At 59.9% G+C, this 18,865-nt stretch carries 16 protein-coding genes and 5 pseudogenes; 11 read left to right on the top strand and 10 right to left on the bottom strand.

What is annotated here, in order from left to right; translation table 11 throughout:
- Positions 1 to 100: 100 nt before the first annotated feature.
- From AACY36_RS21770 to AACY36_RS21745, 6 genes are all read left to right on the top strand, one after another.
- A complete protein-coding gene (locus AACY36_RS21770; protein WP_339418325.1) occupies positions 101 to 1,930 on the top strand; it encodes an extracellular solute-binding protein in 1,830 nt (609 codons plus the stop codon).
- The gene (locus AACY36_RS21765) at positions 1,927 to 3,771 is read left to right on the top strand and encodes an extracellular solute-binding protein (RefSeq protein ID WP_339418324.1); all 1,845 of its coding nucleotides are present in this window, start codon (positions 1,927 to 1,929) and stop codon (positions 3,769 to 3,771) included. The genes AACY36_RS21770 and AACY36_RS21765 overlap by 4 nt, the downstream gene beginning before the upstream one ends.
- Positions 3,772 to 4,848: a microcin C ABC transporter permease YejB gene (locus AACY36_RS21760; RefSeq protein ID WP_339418323.1), complete on the top strand. Its 1,077-nt coding sequence runs from the start codon at positions 3,772 to 3,774 to the stop codon at positions 4,846 to 4,848.
- A 1-nt stretch (position 4,849) separates the two neighbouring features.
- Positions 4,850 to 5,869, top strand: coding sequence for an ABC transporter permease (locus AACY36_RS21755; RefSeq protein WP_339418322.1), 1,020 nt, complete (start codon positions 4,850 to 4,852; stop codon positions 5,867 to 5,869).
- 1 nt (position 5,870) lies between these two features.
- Positions 5,871 to 7,472: an ABC transporter ATP-binding protein gene (locus tag AACY36_RS21750; RefSeq protein WP_339428044.1), complete on the top strand. Its 1,602-nt coding sequence runs from the start codon at positions 5,871 to 5,873 to the stop codon at positions 7,470 to 7,472.
- A gap of 74 nt (positions 7,473 to 7,546) precedes the next feature.
- Positions 7,547 to 8,440: an AraC family transcriptional regulator gene (locus tag AACY36_RS21745; protein ID WP_339428045.1), complete on the top strand. Its 894-nt coding sequence runs from the start codon at positions 7,547 to 7,549 to the stop codon at positions 8,438 to 8,440.
- On the opposite strand, the gene AACY36_RS21740 is transcribed toward AACY36_RS21745, so the two are convergent.
- The 4 genes and pseudogenes from AACY36_RS21740 to AACY36_RS21725 all read right to left on the bottom strand — a co-directional run bounded on the left by AACY36_RS21740 (position 8,382) and on the right by AACY36_RS21725 (position 11,143).
- Positions 8,382 to 8,969: a LysE family translocator gene (locus tag AACY36_RS21740; protein ID WP_339418319.1), complete on the bottom strand. Its 588-nt coding sequence runs from the start codon at positions 8,967 to 8,969 to the stop codon at positions 8,382 to 8,384. The two genes, AACY36_RS21745 and AACY36_RS21740, sit on opposite strands and share 59 nt — an antisense overlap.
- Positions 8,970 to 9,320: 351 nt before the next feature.
- Positions 9,321 to 9,452: pseudogene (locus AACY36_RS21735) on the bottom strand (thioredoxin reductase); the annotation flags it as partial.
- A gap of 44 nt (positions 9,453 to 9,496) precedes the next feature.
- A complete protein-coding gene (locus AACY36_RS21730) occupies positions 9,497 to 10,126 on the bottom strand; it encodes a ribonuclease T2 (RefSeq protein ID WP_339418317.1) in 630 nt (209 codons plus the stop codon).
- Between the two features lie 36 nt (positions 10,127 to 10,162).
- Positions 10,163 to 11,143, bottom strand: coding sequence for a Gfo/Idh/MocA family protein (locus AACY36_RS21725; protein WP_339418316.1), 981 nt, complete (start codon positions 11,141 to 11,143; stop codon positions 10,163 to 10,165).
- 125 nt (positions 11,144 to 11,268) lie between these two features.
- Between AACY36_RS21725 and AACY36_RS21720 the strand changes: the two genes are divergently transcribed.
- Complete coding sequence (locus tag AACY36_RS21720) at positions 11,269 to 11,631, top strand: NUDIX hydrolase (RefSeq protein ID WP_065876121.1); 363 nt, start codon at positions 11,269 to 11,271, stop codon at positions 11,629 to 11,631.
- Positions 11,632 to 11,745: 114 nt separating this feature from the next.
- Here AACY36_RS21720 and AACY36_RS28385 read toward each other — a convergent pair.
- A pseudogene (locus tag AACY36_RS28385) lies at positions 11,746 to 11,897 on the bottom strand (periplasmic heavy metal sensor); the annotation flags it as partial.
- Positions 11,894 to 12,291: pseudogene (locus AACY36_RS21715) on the bottom strand (hypothetical protein). The pseudogenes AACY36_RS21715 and AACY36_RS28385, both read right to left, overlap by 4 nt.
- On the opposite strand from AACY36_RS21715, the gene AACY36_RS21710 reads away from it, so the two are divergent.
- Complete coding sequence (locus AACY36_RS21710; RefSeq protein ID WP_339418315.1) at positions 12,272 to 12,412, top strand: hypothetical protein; 141 nt, start codon at positions 12,272 to 12,274, stop codon at positions 12,410 to 12,412. The pseudogene AACY36_RS21715 and the gene AACY36_RS21710 overlap by 20 nt on opposite strands.
- Here AACY36_RS21710 and AACY36_RS21705 read toward each other — a convergent pair.
- Positions 12,409 to 12,555, bottom strand: a pseudogene (locus AACY36_RS21705) (DUF1652 domain-containing protein); the annotation flags it as partial. The gene AACY36_RS21710 and the pseudogene AACY36_RS21705 overlap by 4 nt on opposite strands.
- A gap of 127 nt (positions 12,556 to 12,682) precedes the next feature.
- On the opposite strand from AACY36_RS21705, the pseudogene AACY36_RS21700 reads away from it, so the two are divergent.
- A pseudogene (locus tag AACY36_RS21700) lies at positions 12,683 to 13,338 on the top strand (sensor domain-containing diguanylate cyclase).
- Between the two features lie 532 nt (positions 13,339 to 13,870).
- Here AACY36_RS21700 and AACY36_RS21695 read toward each other — a convergent pair.
- Positions 13,871 to 14,317 carry a GNAT family N-acetyltransferase gene (locus tag AACY36_RS21695; RefSeq protein WP_339418314.1) on the bottom strand — a complete coding sequence of 149 codons (447 nt, stop codon included), beginning with the start codon at positions 14,315 to 14,317 and terminating at the stop codon, positions 13,871 to 13,873.
- Positions 14,318 to 14,461: 144 nt separating this feature from the next.
- On the opposite strand from AACY36_RS21695, the gene AACY36_RS21690 reads away from it, so the two are divergent.
- Positions 14,462 to 14,599 carry a hypothetical protein gene (locus AACY36_RS21690; RefSeq protein WP_370467892.1) on the top strand — a complete coding sequence of 46 codons (138 nt, stop codon included), beginning with the start codon at positions 14,462 to 14,464 and terminating at the stop codon, positions 14,597 to 14,599.
- A 4-nt stretch (positions 14,600 to 14,603) separates the two neighbouring features.
- Here AACY36_RS21690 and AACY36_RS21685 read toward each other — a convergent pair whose 3' ends face one another.
- Both AACY36_RS21685 and AACY36_RS21680 read right to left on the bottom strand, forming a co-directional pair.
- Positions 14,604 to 14,933, bottom strand: a complete 330-nt coding sequence (locus AACY36_RS21685) for a hypothetical protein (protein WP_339418312.1) — start codon at positions 14,931 to 14,933, stop codon at positions 14,604 to 14,606.
- A 90-nt stretch (positions 14,934 to 15,023) separates the two neighbouring features.
- Entirely contained in the window at positions 15,024 to 17,525 is a 2,502-nt protein-coding gene (locus AACY36_RS21680; RefSeq protein WP_339497557.1) for a TonB-dependent siderophore receptor, read from the bottom strand.
- A gap of 253 nt (positions 17,526 to 17,778) precedes the next feature.
- Here AACY36_RS21680 and AACY36_RS21675 point away from each other — a divergent pair.
- Positions 17,779 to 18,865, top strand: a 1,087-nt coding sequence (locus tag AACY36_RS21675; RefSeq protein WP_339497556.1) for a DUF6531 domain-containing protein, incomplete at its 3' end; no start/stop codon positions are given.

Genomic DNA, 18,865 nt, shown 5'->3' with positions numbered 1-18,865 from the left:
GCCAGCCCTCAAAGGGCCTTCCCAACGGCCTTTTTCCAACCGGAACAAGCTGTTACTGTACCGATCATAAAGCCCAAGCCGCCTGGATCGGATCTCTGACTTGAAGCGTCCCCTCCTTCTACTAATAAGTCTGGCCTTGAGCTTTGGTGCGAACGCGACAATTACCGAGAGCCACGGGTATACGCAGTTCGGCAGGCTCAAGTACCCGGCCAAATTCACCCACTTCGACTGGGTAAACCCTGCAGCGCCGAAAGGCGGCACATTGCGGGTGATGGCCTTTGGCACCTTCGATACGCTCAACCCCTATACCTTCAAGGGCTCCAGCCCGGTTTCCACCCCCAATTTCCTGCAATACGGCGTCAATGAGCTGAACGAGCCATTGATGGTCGGTACCGGCCAGTACGCGCCCTCCGGCGACGAACCCACCTCCAGCTACGGGCTGATCGCCCAATCGGTGGAGTACAGCGAGGACCGCAGTTGGGTGGTGTTCAACCTGCGCCCGGAAGCACGCTTCCACGATGGCAAGCCGATCACCGCCTATGATGTGGCGTTTTCCTATCGCACCCTGCTCACCGAAGGCCACCCGCAATACCGCACCAACCTGCAGGAAGTGGCGCGGGTGGACATCCTCAATCGTCACCGCATCCGCTTTGTGTTCAAGCGCGCCGGCAACCCGCTGCTGATCCTGCGCCTGGGCGAGTTGCCAATATTGCCCCAGCACTACTGGAAAAATCGCGACTTCAAGGCCACCACCTTCGAACCACCGCTGGGCAGCGGGCCGTACCGCATCAGCAAAGTCACGCCAGGCCGGCAACTGATGTTCGAACGGGTCAAGGATTACTGGGGCAAGGACCTGCCGGTCAACCAGGGCTTCTATAACTACGACAAGGTCGAAGTGGAGTTCTATCGCGACAGCGATGTGGCGTTCGAAGCCTTCAAGGCCGGGGAGTTTGATATCTATATCGAACACCAGGCCAAGAACTGGGCCAATGGCTACAACTTCCCGGCGGTGAACCGTGGCGATGTGATCAAAGCGCAGATAGCCCACCAGATCCCGACGCAAAGCCAGGGCCTGTTCATGAACACCCGTCGGCCAACCTTCAGCCAGACCAAGGTGCGCGAAGCACTGGGGCTGATGTTCGACTTTGAATGGACCAACCGCACCCTGTTCAGCAACGCCTACAAGCGCACATTGAGCTACTACCCCAACAGCGAATTCGCCGCTACCGGTGTTCCAACCGGCCGTGAGTGGCTGATGCTCTCACCGTACCGCGAGCAGTTGCCGGCCAGCCTGCTTACCCAGCCTTTCAGCCTGCCGCAGACCGATGGTCGCGGCATCCCCCGCGAGACGATGCGCCATGCGCTCACCCTGCTCGGTAAAGCCGGCTGGAAGCTATCGGGTCAACGCCTGCTGAACAAGGATGGGCAACCGCTGCGCTTCGAAATCCTGTTGGTCAACCCGAACCTTGAGCGCATCCTGCAGCCCTATGTCGAGAACCTGATCAGCATCGGTATCGACGCGCGCCTGCGCACCGTCGACCGCGCACAGTACAAGCAGCGCCTGGATCAATTCGACTTCGACATGATCCTGATCACCCTCAACCAGACCCTGAGCCCGGGCCTTGAGCAGTGGCAGTACTTCCACTCCAGCCAGGCCGCGATCAAGGGCAGCAAGAATTACGCCGGCATCAATAACCCGATTGTCGATCACCTGCTGGAACAACTGCTGGCGGCGCAGACCCGCGAAGAGCAACTGGCCGCCGGCCGTGCCCTGGACCGTGTGTTGCTGTGGCAGCACTACAGCATTCCCAATTGGTACCTCAACTATCATCGCCTGGCCTACCGCAACCGGTTCGCCTTTGTCACCACGCCGCCCTACAGCCTGGGCCTGAGCGCATGGTGGCTGAAAGCTTCGGAGAAAGCCCAATGATGTATTTGCGCAACGCACTGCTCGGCAGCCTGCTGCTGTGCACCGCAGCCCATGCCGCGCCGCAACACGCACTGACGCTTTACAACGAACCGCCGAAGTACCCCGCCGACTTCAAGCACTTCGACTACGTCAACCCGCAAGCGCCCAAGGGCGGCACGTTCCGCGAGTCGGCCATGGGCGGTTTCGACAGCCTCAACCCCTACATCAGCAAGGGCGTGCCGGCCGACAACCTGGGCCTGATCTACGACACCCTGGCCATGCAAAGCCTGGATGAGCCAATCACCGAATACGGACTGGTCGCCGGCAAGATCGAAAAAGCCCCGGACAACAGCTGGGTGCGCTTCTACCTGCGTCCCGAGGCGCGCTTCCACGACGGCCACCCGATCCGCGCCGAAGACGTGGTGTTTACCTTTCAGGAGTTGATCAAGGACGGCTCGCCGATCTACCGCACCTATTACGCCGACGTCGACGAAGTGATCGCCGAAGCCCCACTGAAGGTGTTGTTCAAGTTCAAGCGCACCAACAACCGCGAACTGCCGCTGATCCTCGGGCAATTGCCGGTATTGCCCAAGCATTGGTGGGCGACCCGCGACTTTGCCAAGGGCAACCTCGAGATACCACTGGGCAGTGGGCCGTACAAAGTGGCCGAGGTCAAGGCCGGGCGTATGATCCGCTACGAGCGGGTCAAGGACTACTGGGCCAAGGACCTGCCGGTCGCCAAAGGTTTCTACAACTTCGATAACCGCATCACCGACTACTACCGCGACAGCACCGTGTCCCTGGAGGCCTTGAAGGCCGGGCAGTTCGACTACTGGCTGGAATTCAGCGCGAAGAACTGGGCCAACGCCTACAACACACCGGCAGTCAAAGAAGGCCGTTTGATCAAGGAAGAGATCCCCAACGGCAACCCTACCGGCATGCAAGGGTTTGTGTTCAACATGCGCAAGCCGATGTTCCAGGACGTGCGCGTGCGCAAGGCCATCAGCCTGCTGCTGGATTTCGAGTGGAGCAACAAGCAGCTGTTCAACGGCGCCTACACGCGCACCCGCAGCTACTTTGAAAACTCGGAGATGGCGGCCACCGGCCTGCCCGGCCCGGGTGAGCTGAAAATCCTCGAGCCCCTGCGCGATAAAATCCCGCCCGAAGTTTTCACCCAGGCGTTTGAGCCGGCCAAAACCGATGGCAGCGGGATGATCCGTAAACAGCAGCGCGAAGCCTATCAACTGTTGCAGGAGGCCGGCTGGCGCATTGTCGATGACAAGATGGTCGACACCACCGGCAAACCGGTGACCATCGAGTTCCTGCTCGCGCAGACCGAGTTCGAACGTATCCTGCTGCCGTTCAAGCGCAACCTGGCCGACCTGGGCATTGAACTGGTGATCCGCCGGGTTGACGTCTCGCAATTCGTCAACCGCATTCGCTCGCGGGACTTCGACATGCTGGTGGGCAGCTTTCCGCAATCCACCTCGCCGGGTAACGAACAACGGGAATTCTGGAAGTCTTCAAGCGCCGACAAACCCGGCAGCCGTAACTACATGGGCCTCAAGGACCCGGCTGTCGACCAATTGGTGGAAGAGCTGATCGACGCCGATTCGCGCAAAAGCCTGGTGGCCCATGCCAAGGCCCTGGACCGCGTACTGCAGTTCGGCTACTACGTGATTCCCAACTGGCACATCAAGACCTTCCGCGTGGCGTACTGGGACCATCTGGGTCACCCCAAAGTCGCGCCGCGCTACGACGTCGGCACCGCCACCTGGTGGGAAAAACCCGATGTCAAACCGGCTGTCACCCTAGACACAAGCACAAACACGAGCGCCGATTCGGCGAGCGGAGGCGATTAAATGCTGGCCTATATTCTTCGTCGCCTGTTGCTGATCATCCCCACGCTGTTCGGAATTCTGCTGATCAACTTCGTCATCATCCAGGCCGCTCCCGGTGGGCCGGTGGAACAGATGATCGCCAAGCTTGAAGGCTTTGAAGGCGCCACCAGCCGCATTGCCGGTGGCGGCGCCGAGGTCTCGGTGGCCGGCTCCAACAGCTACCGCGGCGCGCAGGGCCTGGACCCGGCGCTGATCAAGGAAATCGAAACGATGTACGGCTTCGACAAATCGGCGCCGGAACGCTTGTGGATCATGGTCAAGAACTACGCCACGCTGGATTTTGGCGATAGCTTCTTCCGTGACGCCAAGGTCATCGACCTGATCAAGGAAAAGATGCCAGTGTCGATTTCCCTTGGGTTGTGGAGCACGCTGATCATGTACCTGGTGTCGATCCCCCTGGGGATCGCCAAGGCCACGCGGCATGGCAGCCATTTCGACGTGTGGACCAGTTCGGCAATCATCGTTGGCTACGCAATCCCGGCGTTCCTGTTTGCGATCCTGTTGATCGTGGTGTTTGCCGGGGGCAGTTATTTCAACTGGTTCCCCTTGCGCGGGCTTACGTCGAACGACTTTGACGAACTGAGCTGGGGCGGCAAGATCCTCGATTACTTCTGGCACCTGGCGTTGCCGATCACAGCGTTGGTGATCGGCAACTTCGCCACCATGACCCTGTTGACCAAGAACAGCTTCCTCGACGAGATCAACAAGCAGTACGTGGTCACCGCCAAAGCCAAGGGCCTGACCAACCACCGCGTGCTCTACGGCCATGTATTCCGCAACGCAATGTTGCTGGTGATCGCCGGTTTCCCATCGGCGTTTATCGGTATTTTCTTTACCGGTTCGCTGTTGGTGGAGGTGATCTTCTCCCTCGACGGCCTGGGTCTGATGAGCTTTGAAGCCGCGATCAACCGCGACTACCCGGTGGTGTTCGGCACGCTGTTTATCTTCACCTTGCTGGGTCTGGTCGTAAAACTGATCGGCGACCTCACCTACACCTTGGTCGATCCGCGTATCGACTTTGCCAGCCGGGAGCATTGAGATGAACCTGTCCCCCCTCAATCGCCGCCGGTATGAGCGGTTCAAGGCCAACAAGCGTGGCTGGTGGTCGCTGTGGCTGTTCCTGGTGCTGTTCGTGCTGAGCCTGGGCGCGGAGCTGATTGCCAACGACAAGCCGCTGGCCGTGCACTATGACGGCGGCTGGTACTTCCCGGCGCTCAAGCGTTACCCGGAAACGACGTTCGGCGGTGAATTCCCGCTAGAGGCCAACTATAAGAGCCCGTACATCCAGGAACTGCTCAACGCCAAGGATGCCTGGACCTTGTGGGCACCGATCCCATTCAGCTACCAGAGCATCAACTACGACCTAAAAGTGCCAGCTCCGGCGCCCCCCTCTAGCGTCAACCTGCTCGGCACCGACGACCAGGGCCGCGATGTGTTGGCGCGAGTGATCTACGGCTTTCGTGTGTCGGTGCTGTTTGCCCTGACACTCACCGTGCTCAGCTCAATCATCGGCGTGATCGCCGGCGCGTTGCAGGGCTTCTACGGCGGCTGGGTCGACCTGGCCGGGCAACGTTTCCTGGAGATCTGGTCCGGGTTGCCGGTGCTGTACCTGTTGATCATCCTCGCCAGTTTCGTGCAGCCCAACTTCTGGTGGTTGCTGGGGATCATGCTGCTGTTTTCCTGGATGAGCCTGGTGGACGTGGTGCGCGCGGAGTTCCTGCGCGGACGCAACCTGGAATACGTGCGCGCGGCCAGGGCCTTGGGCATGCAGAACGGCGCGATCATGTTCCGGCATATCCTGCCCAACGCCATGGTGTCGACCATGACCTTCATGCCGTTCATTCTTACCGGCGCCATCGGCACCCTCACCGCGCTGGACTTCCTTGGCTTTGGCTTGCCCGCCGGTTCGCCGTCGTTGGGTGAACTGGTGGCTCAGGGCAAATCCAACCTGCAAGCGCCGTGGCTGGGCATGAGTGCCTTTGCCGTGCTGGCGATCATGTTGAGTTTGCTGGTGTTTATCGGCGAGTCCGCTCGCGATGCCTTCGACCCGAGGAAATGAGATGAATCAGGACAATCTGATCGAAATCCGCGACCTCTCTGTCGAGTTCGTCACGGGCGAACATCACCACCGCGTGGTGAACAACGTCAGCTTTGATATCAAGCGCGGCGAAACCCTGGCCTTGGTCGGCGAAAGCGGCTCGGGCAAATCGGTGACCGCCCACTCGATCCTGCGCCTGCTGCCCTACCCGCTGGCGCGGCACCCATCCGGCACCGTCAACTACGCCGGGCAAGACCTGCTGACGCTCCAGGAAAAAAGCCTGCGGCACATTCGCGGCAACCGCATTGCGATGATCTTCCAGGAGCCAATGACCTCGTTGAACCCCCTGCACAACATCGAAAAGCAGATCAACGAAGTGCTCGGCCTGCACAAGGGACTCACCGGCAAAGCCGCCACCCTGCGCACCCTGGAACTGCTGGAGCTGGTGGGCATTCCCGAACCGCACAAGCGCCTCAAGGCCCTGCCCCACGAACTGTCTGGCGGCCAGCGCCAGCGGGTGATGATTGCCATGGCGCTGGCCAATGAGCCGGAGTTGCTGATCGCGGACGAACCGACCACCGCCCTCGACGTCACGGTGCAGTTGAAGATCCTCGAATTGCTCGAAGCCTTGCAGGCACGCCTGGGCATGGCGCTGTTGCTGATCAGCCATGACTTGAACCTGGTGCGGCGTATCGCCCATCGCGTGTGCGTGATGCAAAAGGGCTGCATCGTTGAGCAGGCCGATTGCGAGACACTGTTCCAATCACCTCAGCATCCGTACACCCAGGAACTGCTCGCGGCTGAACCCAGCGGCGGGCCGGCGACCAATGAAGTCGGCCCCCCGTTGCTGGAGGTGGATGACCTGAAAGTGTGGTTCCCGATCAAGAAGGGCTTTTTGCGCAACACCGTCGACTACGTCAAGGCGGTGGACGGCATTAACTTCAGCCTGCCTCAGGGGCAAACCCTGGGCATCGTCGGCGAAAGCGGCTCGGGCAAATCCACCTTGGGCCTGGCGATTCTGCGGTTGATCGCCAGCAAGGGCGGGATTCGCTTCGAAGGCCAGCAACTGGACACGCTGACCCAGCAACAGGTGCGCCCGTTGCGCCGGGAAATGCAGGTGGTGTTCCAGGACCCGTTCGGCAGCCTGAGCCCGCGCATGTGCGTCAGCGAGATCGTCGGCGAAGGCCTGCGCATCCACAAGATGGGCACAGCCGCCGAGCAGGAAGCGGCAATCATCGCTGCGCTCAAGGAAGTGGGCCTCGACCCGGATTCCCGGCACCGCTACCCCCACGAGTTCTCCGGCGGCCAGCGCCAGCGCATCGCCATCGCCCGCGCGCTGGTGCTCAAGCCTCGCCTGATCCTGCTTGACGAGCCCACCTCCGCGCTGGACCGCACGGTGCAACGCCAAGTAGTGGAACTGCTGCGCAGTTTGCAGGCCAAGTACAACCTGACTTACTTGTTTATCAGCCATGATTTGGCGGTGGTGAAGGCGTTGAGTCACCAACTGATGGTGGTTAAGCACGGGCAGGTGGTAGAGCAAGGCGATGCACGGGCGATTTTTGCTGATCCGCAGCATGCTTACACGCGGCAACTGCTGGAGGCAGCCTTCCTCGTACCCGCCTGACGTACACAGGCTGACGACCCTGGCGGTCTGTGCAATGATCGTCCCCCGGTCTCTAAAGGGATGGAACCACCGCCATGTCGTTGAACAACACCGCGCAACCCGCACACGCACCACGCTTTTGGCGTGATGAGCGCTTGCCGTTCATTGAAGCACGTACCATCGATGATGGGCGCAAGGTCACGTACACCCGTCATGCTCATGAGCACTTTTCCATCGGTGCGATCACGACCGGAAGGAGCTATTACCACTACGGCGCGGACACCTTCCAGGTCAACACCGGCACCGTGGTGTTGATGAACCCAGGTGATGTCCACGCCTGCAACCCCTTCGAAAACGAGCCGTGGTCCTACCAGATGGTGTACCTCGACACGTCGTGGCTGACCGACTTGCAGCACCAGTTGGGTTTCAGCACGGACCAGGGTTACCGGCCCTTCGACACGCCTTACACTCGGGACACGCTGCTGTACAACGGCCTGCTGGCGTTGTATCGAATACTGGTGGACGAACAGGCTGAACACCTGCAAAAACAGAGTGCGCTGGTGAGTTACTTCACTGAGGTGCAACAACGCCTCAACCCCTCCGACACCCCGGTACGCGAGGTCAACCACAAGCTGGAGCGCGCTGCCGAATACATCCGCGCCCACTGCACCCAGGCGTTGAAACTGGAAGATATCTGCGCGGCGGCCGAGTTGTCGCCGTCCTACCTGATCCGCGCCTTCAAGCAGTATTACGGGCTGACGCCCCATGCATTCCTGGTCAACCAGCGCATCCAGTTTGCCCGTACGCAATTGCGTCAGGGCGAGCTGATCGCCGATGTGGCCCTGGCCGCAGGTTTTGCCGACCAGGCGCATTTCCAGCGCACGTTCAAACAGCATTTCGCCGCCACGCCGGGGCAATACCGCGACCGGCTCACGCCATCAGCAAATAACCCACACTGGCCACCAGCAACGCGGCCATTGAGCGGTTGAACAGCCGCACGCCCTGGGGGTTGCTGAGGTAGCGGCGCAGGAACGTGCCGGCGTAGGCCCAGCAAGCGACCGACAGGTAACAGATCACCAGATAAATCGCCGCAAACAGCCAGACCTGTGCGGTATCGCCATCCGCCACAAACAACCCCATCCCCGCCACGCAGGCCAGCCAGGCCTTGGGATTGAGCCACTGCATGATTGCGCCATAGAGCATCGACGGCGCAGTGGCCGTGCCGTCGGCGTCCAGCCGGCCGTTGTCCACCGCCAGTTTCCAGGCCATGTACAGCAAAAACGCCACCCCACCCCACTGGATCAACTGGGTCAGGATCGGCCAGCGCAGCAGCACTTGATGCAAGCCGAGGCCAATCAACACCAACAGCAACGTAAAGCCCACGGCGGCGCCGAGCACGTGTTTCTGGCTGGCGGCAAAACCGAAGCGCGCGCCTGTACTGAGCGCGACGACATTCACCGGCCCCGGTGTGATGGAGGTCGCCAGGGCGAAGGCAGCCATGGAAATGATCAAGCTCATGGGGGTTCCCTTTTAGGGTGATGGGTGCAGATGGCTTCACGGTAAAGGGCAAAACGGCGGCGGTATTGAAGAAAATGCCCCCGCAGGCTTATTTGACAAACAACTCCCGATCCCGGGCTTTCACGTGCCCGGCGCGGTAGTAGGCGTCGAACCAAGGCTGGGGTCCAGGGGCAGCGCGCAATCGGCATGGGGCGCGAAGCACAGTGACACCCTGGAGCCTGGCTCGTCGCGTACCACCCACCACTGTTGCGACAAGGGGTTCTTGCGAAAAGTCGTGGGCTGAGTTGTTCCAAGCGACGCAGGATGTCCGGTTCCTTACTTTCGCCATCAAGCCAGTGCCGTCTGGGCGCCTCAACCGTCGATCAACGAGAAGTGCACGCCCACGCCGGCACACACGCCCTCGGCCACGGCCAGCGCGACGGAACCGGCGGCAAGGGAGACATCACCACCAGCAAACACACCGGGCACGGAAGTCTGGCGCAGTTGGCCGAGGATTTTGACGAGCGCTATCGCGTCGCGATGATGCCCTAGCGCTGGGCGGGAATGCGGATATCGCCGTCGCGGCACTGGGTTTTGACGCTGCGCGGGCAGCCGGCGAAGGCCAGGTCCTTGGTCAGGCACACGCGCACTTCCGATAACACGTTACCTTTGCAGATCACCGCCAGCCCATGGCTGCCCATGCGCGGGTTGCTCTCACGAAACAACGCCTCGATCTCACGGGCTTGTAACGATGGCGGCGTATTGAACGGCTGCAGTTGCTGCGCAATGGTCACCACACCCAGCGCCTCGTCGGTTTTTTCCAGATACGCCAGCGGCTCCAGCCCGCTGCAGGTGCCATGCTTGGCCCATTCGTGCCGAAGCAGTGAACGGGTCGGGAACAATGCAGCACCTTTTTCGATTTCTTCGCGACTCAACTGCGATCGCGCTGAGCACGAAGCCGGCCACCCACCCCGTGCGTACTGCGGCCATAAGCCATGCAGCACAAAGCCGTAGCCCTTGCCCGAACACTGTTCATTGTCCGGGTGCGTGAGGCAGAAGGTTGGCGACCATGACAACGACAGCACATAGAAATCAAACTCTCCCGGCGTGCCTTGACTACGCGGGGCCGCCACTGCACTTGTGGCGAGTACCAGCCACACCATCATCCAGTATTTCATTGGTCTGTTCCTTGGAAAAACAAAACCCTATCGCGACTACCCAGGATGATGGGGGTTACGTTGTAGCACCTTGTCCAGGATCCGATCGGTCTTCAACGCTTCGATGGCCAATGACGGATGCTCGGCTTCGCCACGGATATGCGCATTCATGGCCAATACGTGATGCCACTGGATATGCGCGTGGCAGGGTACTTCCAGCACCTCATGGGTCTCGCCCTCAAGGTGCAGGGGCTGGTCCTCGAACACCGAGAACCGGATGCGCCCACGACTGCCGATCATCTCGACCACATCTTCACGGCGGTCCGCGACGAAGTTCCAGCAGCCCATGCCCAACGCGCCGGAGCTGAAGGTCCAGCACGCCGTCACTGCATCCTCGGCCGCATAGCGCCCGGCCTGGCGCGCGGTGAAGCCCGAGACTTCGATGATGTCCCCGGCCAGGTACTGGAACAGGTCGAAGCCATGGCTGGCCAAGTCGGCGAAATAGCCGCCACCGGCAATCGTCGGGTCGGTACGCCAGTTAGCGGCGCTGGCGTCGTCGACTCCCGCAGGTTTGCACAAGGTCCAGGTCAGGTGACGCAGCTCACCGATGCGCCCGTCCAGCAGCCAGTCACGCACTTGCTGGAAGCGCGGCAGCGAGCGGCGGTAGTAAGAAACAAACAGATGCAGCCCGGCACGCTCGAACGTGCGCTGCATCAACGCGCTCTGCTCGGCATTCAGCGACATGGGCTTCTCGACGCAGCAATGTTTGCCGGCTGCGGCCACCATCAGGCTGTATTCAAGGTGGCTGTCGGGCGGCGTGGCGATGTATACCGCGTCAACGTCGGGGTCGTTGATCAGTGCCTGGGCTTCGGTATAGAAGCGTGCGATACCGTGGCGTGCCGCATAATCACGCACAACAGCTTCACGGCGCCCCATCACGGCCACCAGCGCAGAACCTGGCGCTTTGTAGAAAGCCGGTCCACTCTTCAATTCAGTGACACTGCCACAGCCGATCATGCCCCAGCGTACGGTGCTCATCTGCTCTCCTCGTTCGTTTTGATCAATCGGGCAGTATCCACATCCCCACACGTCAGCGCTATAACCACTTAGCATGACAATTGAATTACAATTTTATGACACTCATTCCGCTGCGGGGCTAAACGATGAAAATACGCGCAACGGTCATCTGCGAACACGAGGGGCATATCCTCTTCGTGCGTAAGGCCAGATCAAAATGGGCCTTGCCGGGCGGCAAGGTAGAACGCAACGAGCGCCCGGTCGGCGCCGCCGAACGCGAGCTGCAAGAAGAAACCGGGTTGAACGTGGACGGCTTGCTCTACTTGCAAGAGCTGAAAGCCCGCGACACCGTTCACCACGTTTTCGAAGCGTCCGTTGTGAACATCGCCGATGCAAAACCTTGCAACGAAATAATCGATTGCCAGTGGCATCCCTATGGCGCGATGGAAGAACTCGACACCACCGACGCTACCCGGCACATCGTTAAATCCTTCCTACGTCGCCTGTAGTTCAGCGCTCTGCCCGCTGGCGACCAATCCTCGCTTCACCAAACCATTCTCTTTCTGCCGTTCGACAGAGGATCTGACGAACGCGGCTGCGGCTGCGTGCGCAATCGGTACTGCCATGGCCTGGCGCAGGCCGTGCTGGCTGACCATCGCTACAGCGGGCTTGGCGTTAACCCTCCAATGGTAGAGGCCTGCGCCCACGCCGCCGATCAAAATACATTGAGCAATACCGAGACAAACAACCACGGTTTCAGGGATTTAGCGGTCATTGCTGGGTGTTCTCGGCGTTGGCGGTAAAGATGACTTGCGCATCGCCCTGATCGAAGACACAGGGCAACACGTCGGATGACAACATCGGCAGTGGCACGCTCATCGACGCTACCAGCGTCCCGGTAACAATGCCGGCAATGCTCACGCCCACCAGGCCCACAGGCGACAACCAGTTGGCGTAGCGCGACCAGAACGACCTGCGGCGCGACGCAGACTGGCGGATCTGCCTCGCCAGTGCCGGGTCGGTAAGCGCCAGTTGATAGCTGTTCAGCTGGGCGTCGAGCCAACGGCCTCCTCCAAGGCCGCACGGGCACTGGGATGAGCACTTTCAAGCAGGGCTTGCGCCGCGCCTCGCTCCGCCAGAGGACACACCATGTATCGTCGACTTTCCATGCTAGTTGCCGCGTTGCTGATCGTCAGCCTCAGCGGCTGCGTAATCCTGCCGGAGCACCGCCATTGCTGCTGGCGCTATTACGGCGCGCTCGATACGCCGACCCACTCCGTCAACGGCTAGCCGACCACCGCAAACCCAAGGCGCCCGGCCGTGATCTCGGTGCGCAACTCGCCAATCAGGTTTGAGATGGAACGGATGCTGTCCAAAACCTCGGGGGACACGCCGGTCAGCAGCAGGTCGACCCGGCCGGAAACCGCTCGAAAATGTCGATTCGCTGACGTCAAAAACCCTGCCTGCGACCTCTCGTCTGCTGTTTCGGAGGGCACTTGACTCCACGCGTCAATCACAAGAGGCTCTTGGCCTTTCGCCATCATTCTGAGCAAAGCCCCTATGAGCATCGACCCTCCCAGCCAGCCCGACAGCGATGTGTACAAGACATTATTGGAGTCGACCAAGGCCATCCCCTGGCGCATTGATTGGCAAAGCATGACCTTCAGTTATATCGGCCCGCAGATCGAGACCTTGCTCGGCTGGAGCCCGCAAAGTTGGGTCAGCGTGGACGATTGGATCGAGCGCATGCACCCGGACGACCGTGAAAATGGGCCAGCGCCCAGCGCAGTCAGTTGCCACTGTCGCTGATCATCCTGGATATCGATTTTTTCAAGCAGTACAACGACCACTATGGCCATATCAAGGGCGACGAATGCCTGCGCCAAGTCGCGCACACCCTGTCACAGGCCGCCAACCGGCCACGGGATTTCATTGCGCGTATCGGCGGCGAAGAATTTGTGTGGTTGCTGCCGGAAACCGATGCGGCGTCGGCCAGGCAAGTGGCGCAACGCTGCCTGCACCTGATTCGCCAACGGCAGATCGAGCATGGTTTTTCGGCGGTATCGAACCTGTTGACCTTGAGCCTGGGCGTCGGCACACACATCGTAAAACCCGATAGCCCGATGCTGGGGTTTGTCGAAGAGGTCGATAAGTTGTTGTACCAAGCCAAACGCAATGGGCGGATGCGTGCAGCGTTCGCCACAGGTGAAGTTTGACGTTGAGGTCAATTTGCAGGCAAAAAAAATCCCAAGTAGCTGATGGAAACTTGGGATTTAAAAATGCATAAACCGTGGGAGGTGAACGCCCGGCTATAGTAGCGACTGTAAAAAGCTGTAACAAGATTATTTTAATCCTTTCGTCGGATTAAAAGCGCTGTAAGTCATTCAATAACCACACATTTTTTAAGGTGGCGGACTCTATGAATGCCACTTTTTGGTGCGAATACCGCCAAAATTCCCCCCTTCTAAAAAAGGGTTATTGAATTAAGGCGGCGTCACACTTTTCGACATGCGCTCGTTCAACGGCTCACATGTCTCGCGTGTATCAAGGCTATTAGGCAGTAGTGAACGCGCGATACTTTCTACCTGCCGACAGAGTGCCAGGCGCTCGTTGGCGGCTTGCCTCGCGCGGTCAACCTGGGCGTTGAGCTGGACAAAATAAATCCCCAGCAATACGGCAGAGCAAAGCACTCCGAGCACGAAGTAGCGCACGCTGTTAGAAGACGACGGCTCGGGCGCGTTCATTAGACTACTGCGTCCTGCTCTTCTCGTATCGCACATCATCGCCGTCAACCTGACCGACCACGACCCAACCGAGCCGCTGATAAAAACCGTTGGCGCGTATTTCGTCGCGGCCATCGGTGATCAGATACAGCCGGTCATGGTGTTCAAACAGCGCGGCTTCGGCGACCGCCATCAGCTGACGGCCCAGGCCCAGGTTTTCGTGAGTGGGCCGTACGAACATCGCAAATACCTCGCCTTCGGCCAGGTCGACCATGGCAAAGGCGACGGCCCGGCCATCCACTTCAGCGACCCACACGCAGGGCGCTGCCTCGATGCTCTCGGCCAACACCTGCGGCGTGATGCCCAGCCCAGCCATCTGTTCGACACTCAAATGGTTCTGCACCACCGACGTGCGGATGCTGAACAGCGTGTCGATATCGTCCTGCGTCGCCGTGCGGATTAGCGTTTGCATACTGGCCCCCGTGATAGAGGACGCAATTGTATGCAAATAGAAACACAGTGAATGTCGTGGATTTGTAAAGCGCTCTGCAGGCACTTGTCATGCTGCTTTCGCGAATAAGGAGAGCAGCACGGGGACGAAATAGTCCAGGCCAGCGTGCGTTTCAACACTGCCCTGGAAAGCAGCTTTGGCCCGCGAGTGATTAACGCTACCCGCAAGGGCATGGGCGTATCGACCCTGCTGCGTTCAGTGCTGTATTTCCAGGAGGATGCCAGCTCAGCGCCGTCGCACTAAGCGGTTATTTGCGGGCAACTTTGTAGCGCACACAGTCCTGATAGAAACTCTGGCGAATCGCCTCGGGTTTCAGCCGTGAGCCGCTGTCGTAGGTCTGTTCAGTGATGCCCATGGCCATCATGCGCATCCAGGATTTATTGAATTTGATGGTTTGGATTTTCTGCCGCGCGGCGTACAGCGACACCCCCGACAACTTGAGTTTCTGGGCCCTGGCGGCGGTGCCTGCGCCCCAACTGCACATGTACTTGTCACCCTCGCGCAACTCCCGTGCCTGCACGGCAGTTGCGCCGCCGGCCAGGGAGCAGGCGATCAGCATGATTCCAACAGTGCGCATTTGCATCCCCACCTAACCACCTGAAAATAAACGCGATTCTGGCGAGGATTTTGTTAGAAAGGGGCCATTAAATTGCCTTATTGCGTGCCATCACCACTGGTAAGTGGCGCTCGCCTGCACGGTGCGCTGCGAGCCATACCAGCACCACGAGTAGGAGTAGCAGGAGGCGACGTACTCTTTATTCGCCAGGTTGGTTGCGTTGAGCGCCAGGCGCAGGTTGTCCTTAAGGCTGGTGAGGTTTGGGATGTCGTAGTGCACCGCCGCATCGAACAAGGTGTAGCCCGGCACTTTCAGGGTGTTGGCGGTATCGCCCCAGGACGAGCCGATGTAGCGTGCGCCCGCACCCGCGCCGAAGCCCTTGAGGTGGCCCTCGTGGAAGGTGTAGTCGGCCCATGCCGACGCAGTGTGGCGCGGTACGGCGTAGGTGGTGGTGCCTTCGGCGGCGAGGTTCGGGCCTACGCCGATATCGCCGATGGGCGAATAGCGCACGGTGTTGTTGGACTGGCTGATGCGGTTGTCCAGATAGGCGTAGGCCGCAGTAATGTCCAGGTTATCGTTGAGGCTAGCCTTGCCTTCCAGCTCAAAGCCACGCGATTGCACTTCGCCGTCCTGGCTCTGGCAGCGCCCGCTGCCGCACAGGTGGGTGGGGTCCGGGTCGGTGGTCAGTACGTTGGTCTGGCGCAGGTCGAAGATCGCCGCCGTAATAAAGCTGTTGCTCCCCGGCGGCTGGTACTTGATGCCGATTTCATACTGTTTGCCTTCAGTCGGCTTGAACACCGAACCGCCATACCCGGTGCCCGATTGCGGGTTGAAGGACTCCGCGTAGCTGGCATACGGAGCCAGGCCATTATCGAACAGGTAGACCAGGCCGATACGGCCAGTAAACGCCTTGCTATCCAACGAAGATTTACTCTTGGCGCCGCTGCGCAGGGCCTGGGTACTGCTATCGGTGCTGGCCCAGTCATAACGACCGCCCAGCAGCAATACCCACTTGTCCCACTTCATCTGCTCTTGCAGGTAGACACCGGTTTGTTCGCTGCGCGAGGTGCCGTCGGTGGTATAGGCCGGCACGGGGACCGCCGCGCCGTAGACCGGATCAAAGATATCCAGTGTGGGCCCGGCCTTGTAAACGCCTGAGCCGGACAGCGTATCGGTGCTGGTGTTCTGGTAATCGAGCCCCATCAACAAGGTGTGCTGCAACGGCCCCGTCTCAAATTTGGCCTGCAACTGGTTGTCGAGGGTGTAGGCATCCATATCGACATCACTGGCAATGGTCGAACGCTGGATGGTGCGGTAATCCGATAACAGGATATTGCTGTAAAGGCTGCGGTATTGGCCTTCGGTGCGCAGGTATCGGGCATTCTGGCGCACGGTCCACACGTCATCGACATGATGCTCGAACGCCCAGCCGATCGAGTAATACTCGCGGTCGCTTTTCTCGAACTTCTTTTCGCCATCGTAGAGATCCACATCGATGCTGCGCCCGATCGGGCTGTGCAGCACCGAGCCCCAGGCCGGCACCGAGCCGTAAGACGCACCTTTGGGGTCCTTCTGGAAATGCCCGAGCAGGGTCAACGACGTGGCGTCATCCGGGCGCCAGGTAAAGGCGCTGGACAATGACTGACGGCGCGTCTCGGTGTGTTCCACCTGGCCATCGGCATCGTCGAAAAGCCCGGCCACGCGGTACGAATACACACCCTGATCATCCAGCGGGCCGCTCAAGTCAAAAGTGGTGCGCTTCTTGTTGAAGGTGCCGTATTCCACACCCACTTCATGAAACGGCGCGTCTAACGGGCGCTTGCTGACCATGTTGATCACCCCGCTCGGCGTGCCCTGCCCATATAACACCGACGCTGGGCCGCGCAGCACTTCGACGCGTTCCAGGTCAAACGCGTCCTTTTGCGGCAAGGCGTCACGGCTCGAAGGCATGCGCAAGCCATCGAGGTAAGTGGCCGGGGCGAAACCGCGAATGGTCAACTGATCGAGACGCGACGCGGTAGCGCCACGGGTTTCCGGGATAACAGCGGCGCTGTAGCGCAGGATCTGGTTAAGGCTCTCGGCGTTTTGCGCACGCATCTGGTCTTTGGTGACGATGGAGATCGACTGCGGGGTTTCGATCAACGCGGTATCCGTCTTGGTGCCCGACAAACTGCGCGTGGCCACATAACCCGACACCGGACCGGTCGGGCTTTCGGCTTGGTACGCACCGCTGATGGTGGTGGCCTGCAGCTCCATGGCCGCGCCGTTATCCGGGATAGCTTCCAGGCGGTAGCGATCGGCGGAGAGTTTCATCGCCTGCAGGCCGCTGCCAGCGAGCAGTTGGTTCAGCGCAACTTCGGTGTCGTATTGCCCGCTCAACCCCTTGCTGCGTTTGCCCCGGGTCAAGCTCGCATCGAAGGCCAACACCAGGCCCGCCTGCTCGGCCAGGCTATTGAGCGCCTGGCTCAGGTCACCGGCAGGAATCGAGAAACCGCGCACGGCGCTGCTGCTTTCTTCGGCGAAGACGGTTTGGGCAGTCAGCAACGGCACGGCGGCAAAAGCCATCGCCACTGACAGGGTCAGTGGATGCAAGGGACGAGCAAGGCGCGACATGGGAAATCCTGCGTAATGGAGGTTCTATTAACCATGACGGCCATGTCGGGGAATCGGGCAAGGATGAGAGCGATTTTTATTTGAGAGTGGTTGCTGCAATCAGTTTTATCGCTTTTTTGTGTAGCTCTTGGGGTTGGTATTGCGCGGTTTTTTCCCCTTTGTAGTGGGCCTTTTCTGAATTTCTCAACCGTTCATCCAGCCGCTTTTTGCTCCGGCATGCTCCGACGCCTTGCCCTTTGTCGAGCCGTCACGGATGACCCACGCTTCCCACATCAGCCTTATCGAATTTGAGCTCGATGGCTTTCATCAGAGCGTGGAGATTTATCGCCAGCAGATGGGCGCCTGGTATTCGCGTGCGCTGGATTCGGTGAGCCACGGGTTGGACATGCCGTCGTTGCTGGGGATGGATCGGGTGTTGCGGGTCGAGGGTTCGCAGCGGTCGCAGTGGGCTGGGTTTAAGCCGCATTGGGAGCGATCTACTGCCAGCGCGATTGGCAGCGGCCTATTGGCGGGCAGTTGGGCGGCGATCCGTGATGTGTGGGACAGCATCAAGCTGGTGCAGGCAATTCTTGAGGACCCGCTGAAGTTCGTCGGGCAACTGGGTGATCAGGCCGACAAGTTGGCACAAATCGCCACCGACGCCCCCAAGGTCATGGAGCAGGCGATGTTGCTGGCCAGTGATGAGGCGGCGCTGTTCCTGTTGGTGCGCACGGCGATGATCTGGCTGGACGCGTTACCGCCCGGTGAAATGGCCGAGGTGGCGGCAGGGTTCGTGGTGTCGTTGCTGGTTGATCTGGTAATTGGCGTGGTGTTGACCATCGCATTGCCAGCTGCGGGCGTGGCGTATTTGAGCTTGCGGTTGGTCAAGTATGGCGCGCAGATCCTCGAGGCGGCGGTGAGCTTTGTCAGGGGACTTCTGGCGACTCTGAAGAAGTTTATGCAGGCCATGGATCGCTACAAGGCGGTGGCCGTTCGCGGGGTGGTTGGCGGGCTGAAGCAAGGCACGATGCAGATGCGCTGGAAGGCCCAGCAAAACGCGGTATTGAAGCAGACAGAGCATGTAGATGACGTGCCTGCTGGTTCGAAAAATCCGGCGGGGGATGCGACGGCTTCTTCGGATAAGACCGCAACCAATGGCTGCCCGGTGTCGATGGTCACTGGCGAGGAACTGCTGACACTGACCGATGGCGCACTGGACGGGATTTTGCCGTTCGAGTGGACTCGGTTGTACCGCACCAGTGCGGTGGAAGTGGATTGCGGGCTGGGGTTTGGCTGGAGTCATTCGCTGGCGCATCGGCTTGCTGTTTCCGGTGACTCGGTGGTGTGGACGGATCATGAGA

The sequence above is a fragment of the Pseudomonas sp. EA_15y_Pfl1_P101 genome (assembly GCF_963970835.1).
Classification (GTDB): domain Bacteria; phylum Pseudomonadota; class Gammaproteobacteria; order Pseudomonadales; family Pseudomonadaceae; genus Aquipseudomonas; species Aquipseudomonas tritici.
This window is presented reverse-complemented; position numbering and strand designations above follow the sequence as displayed.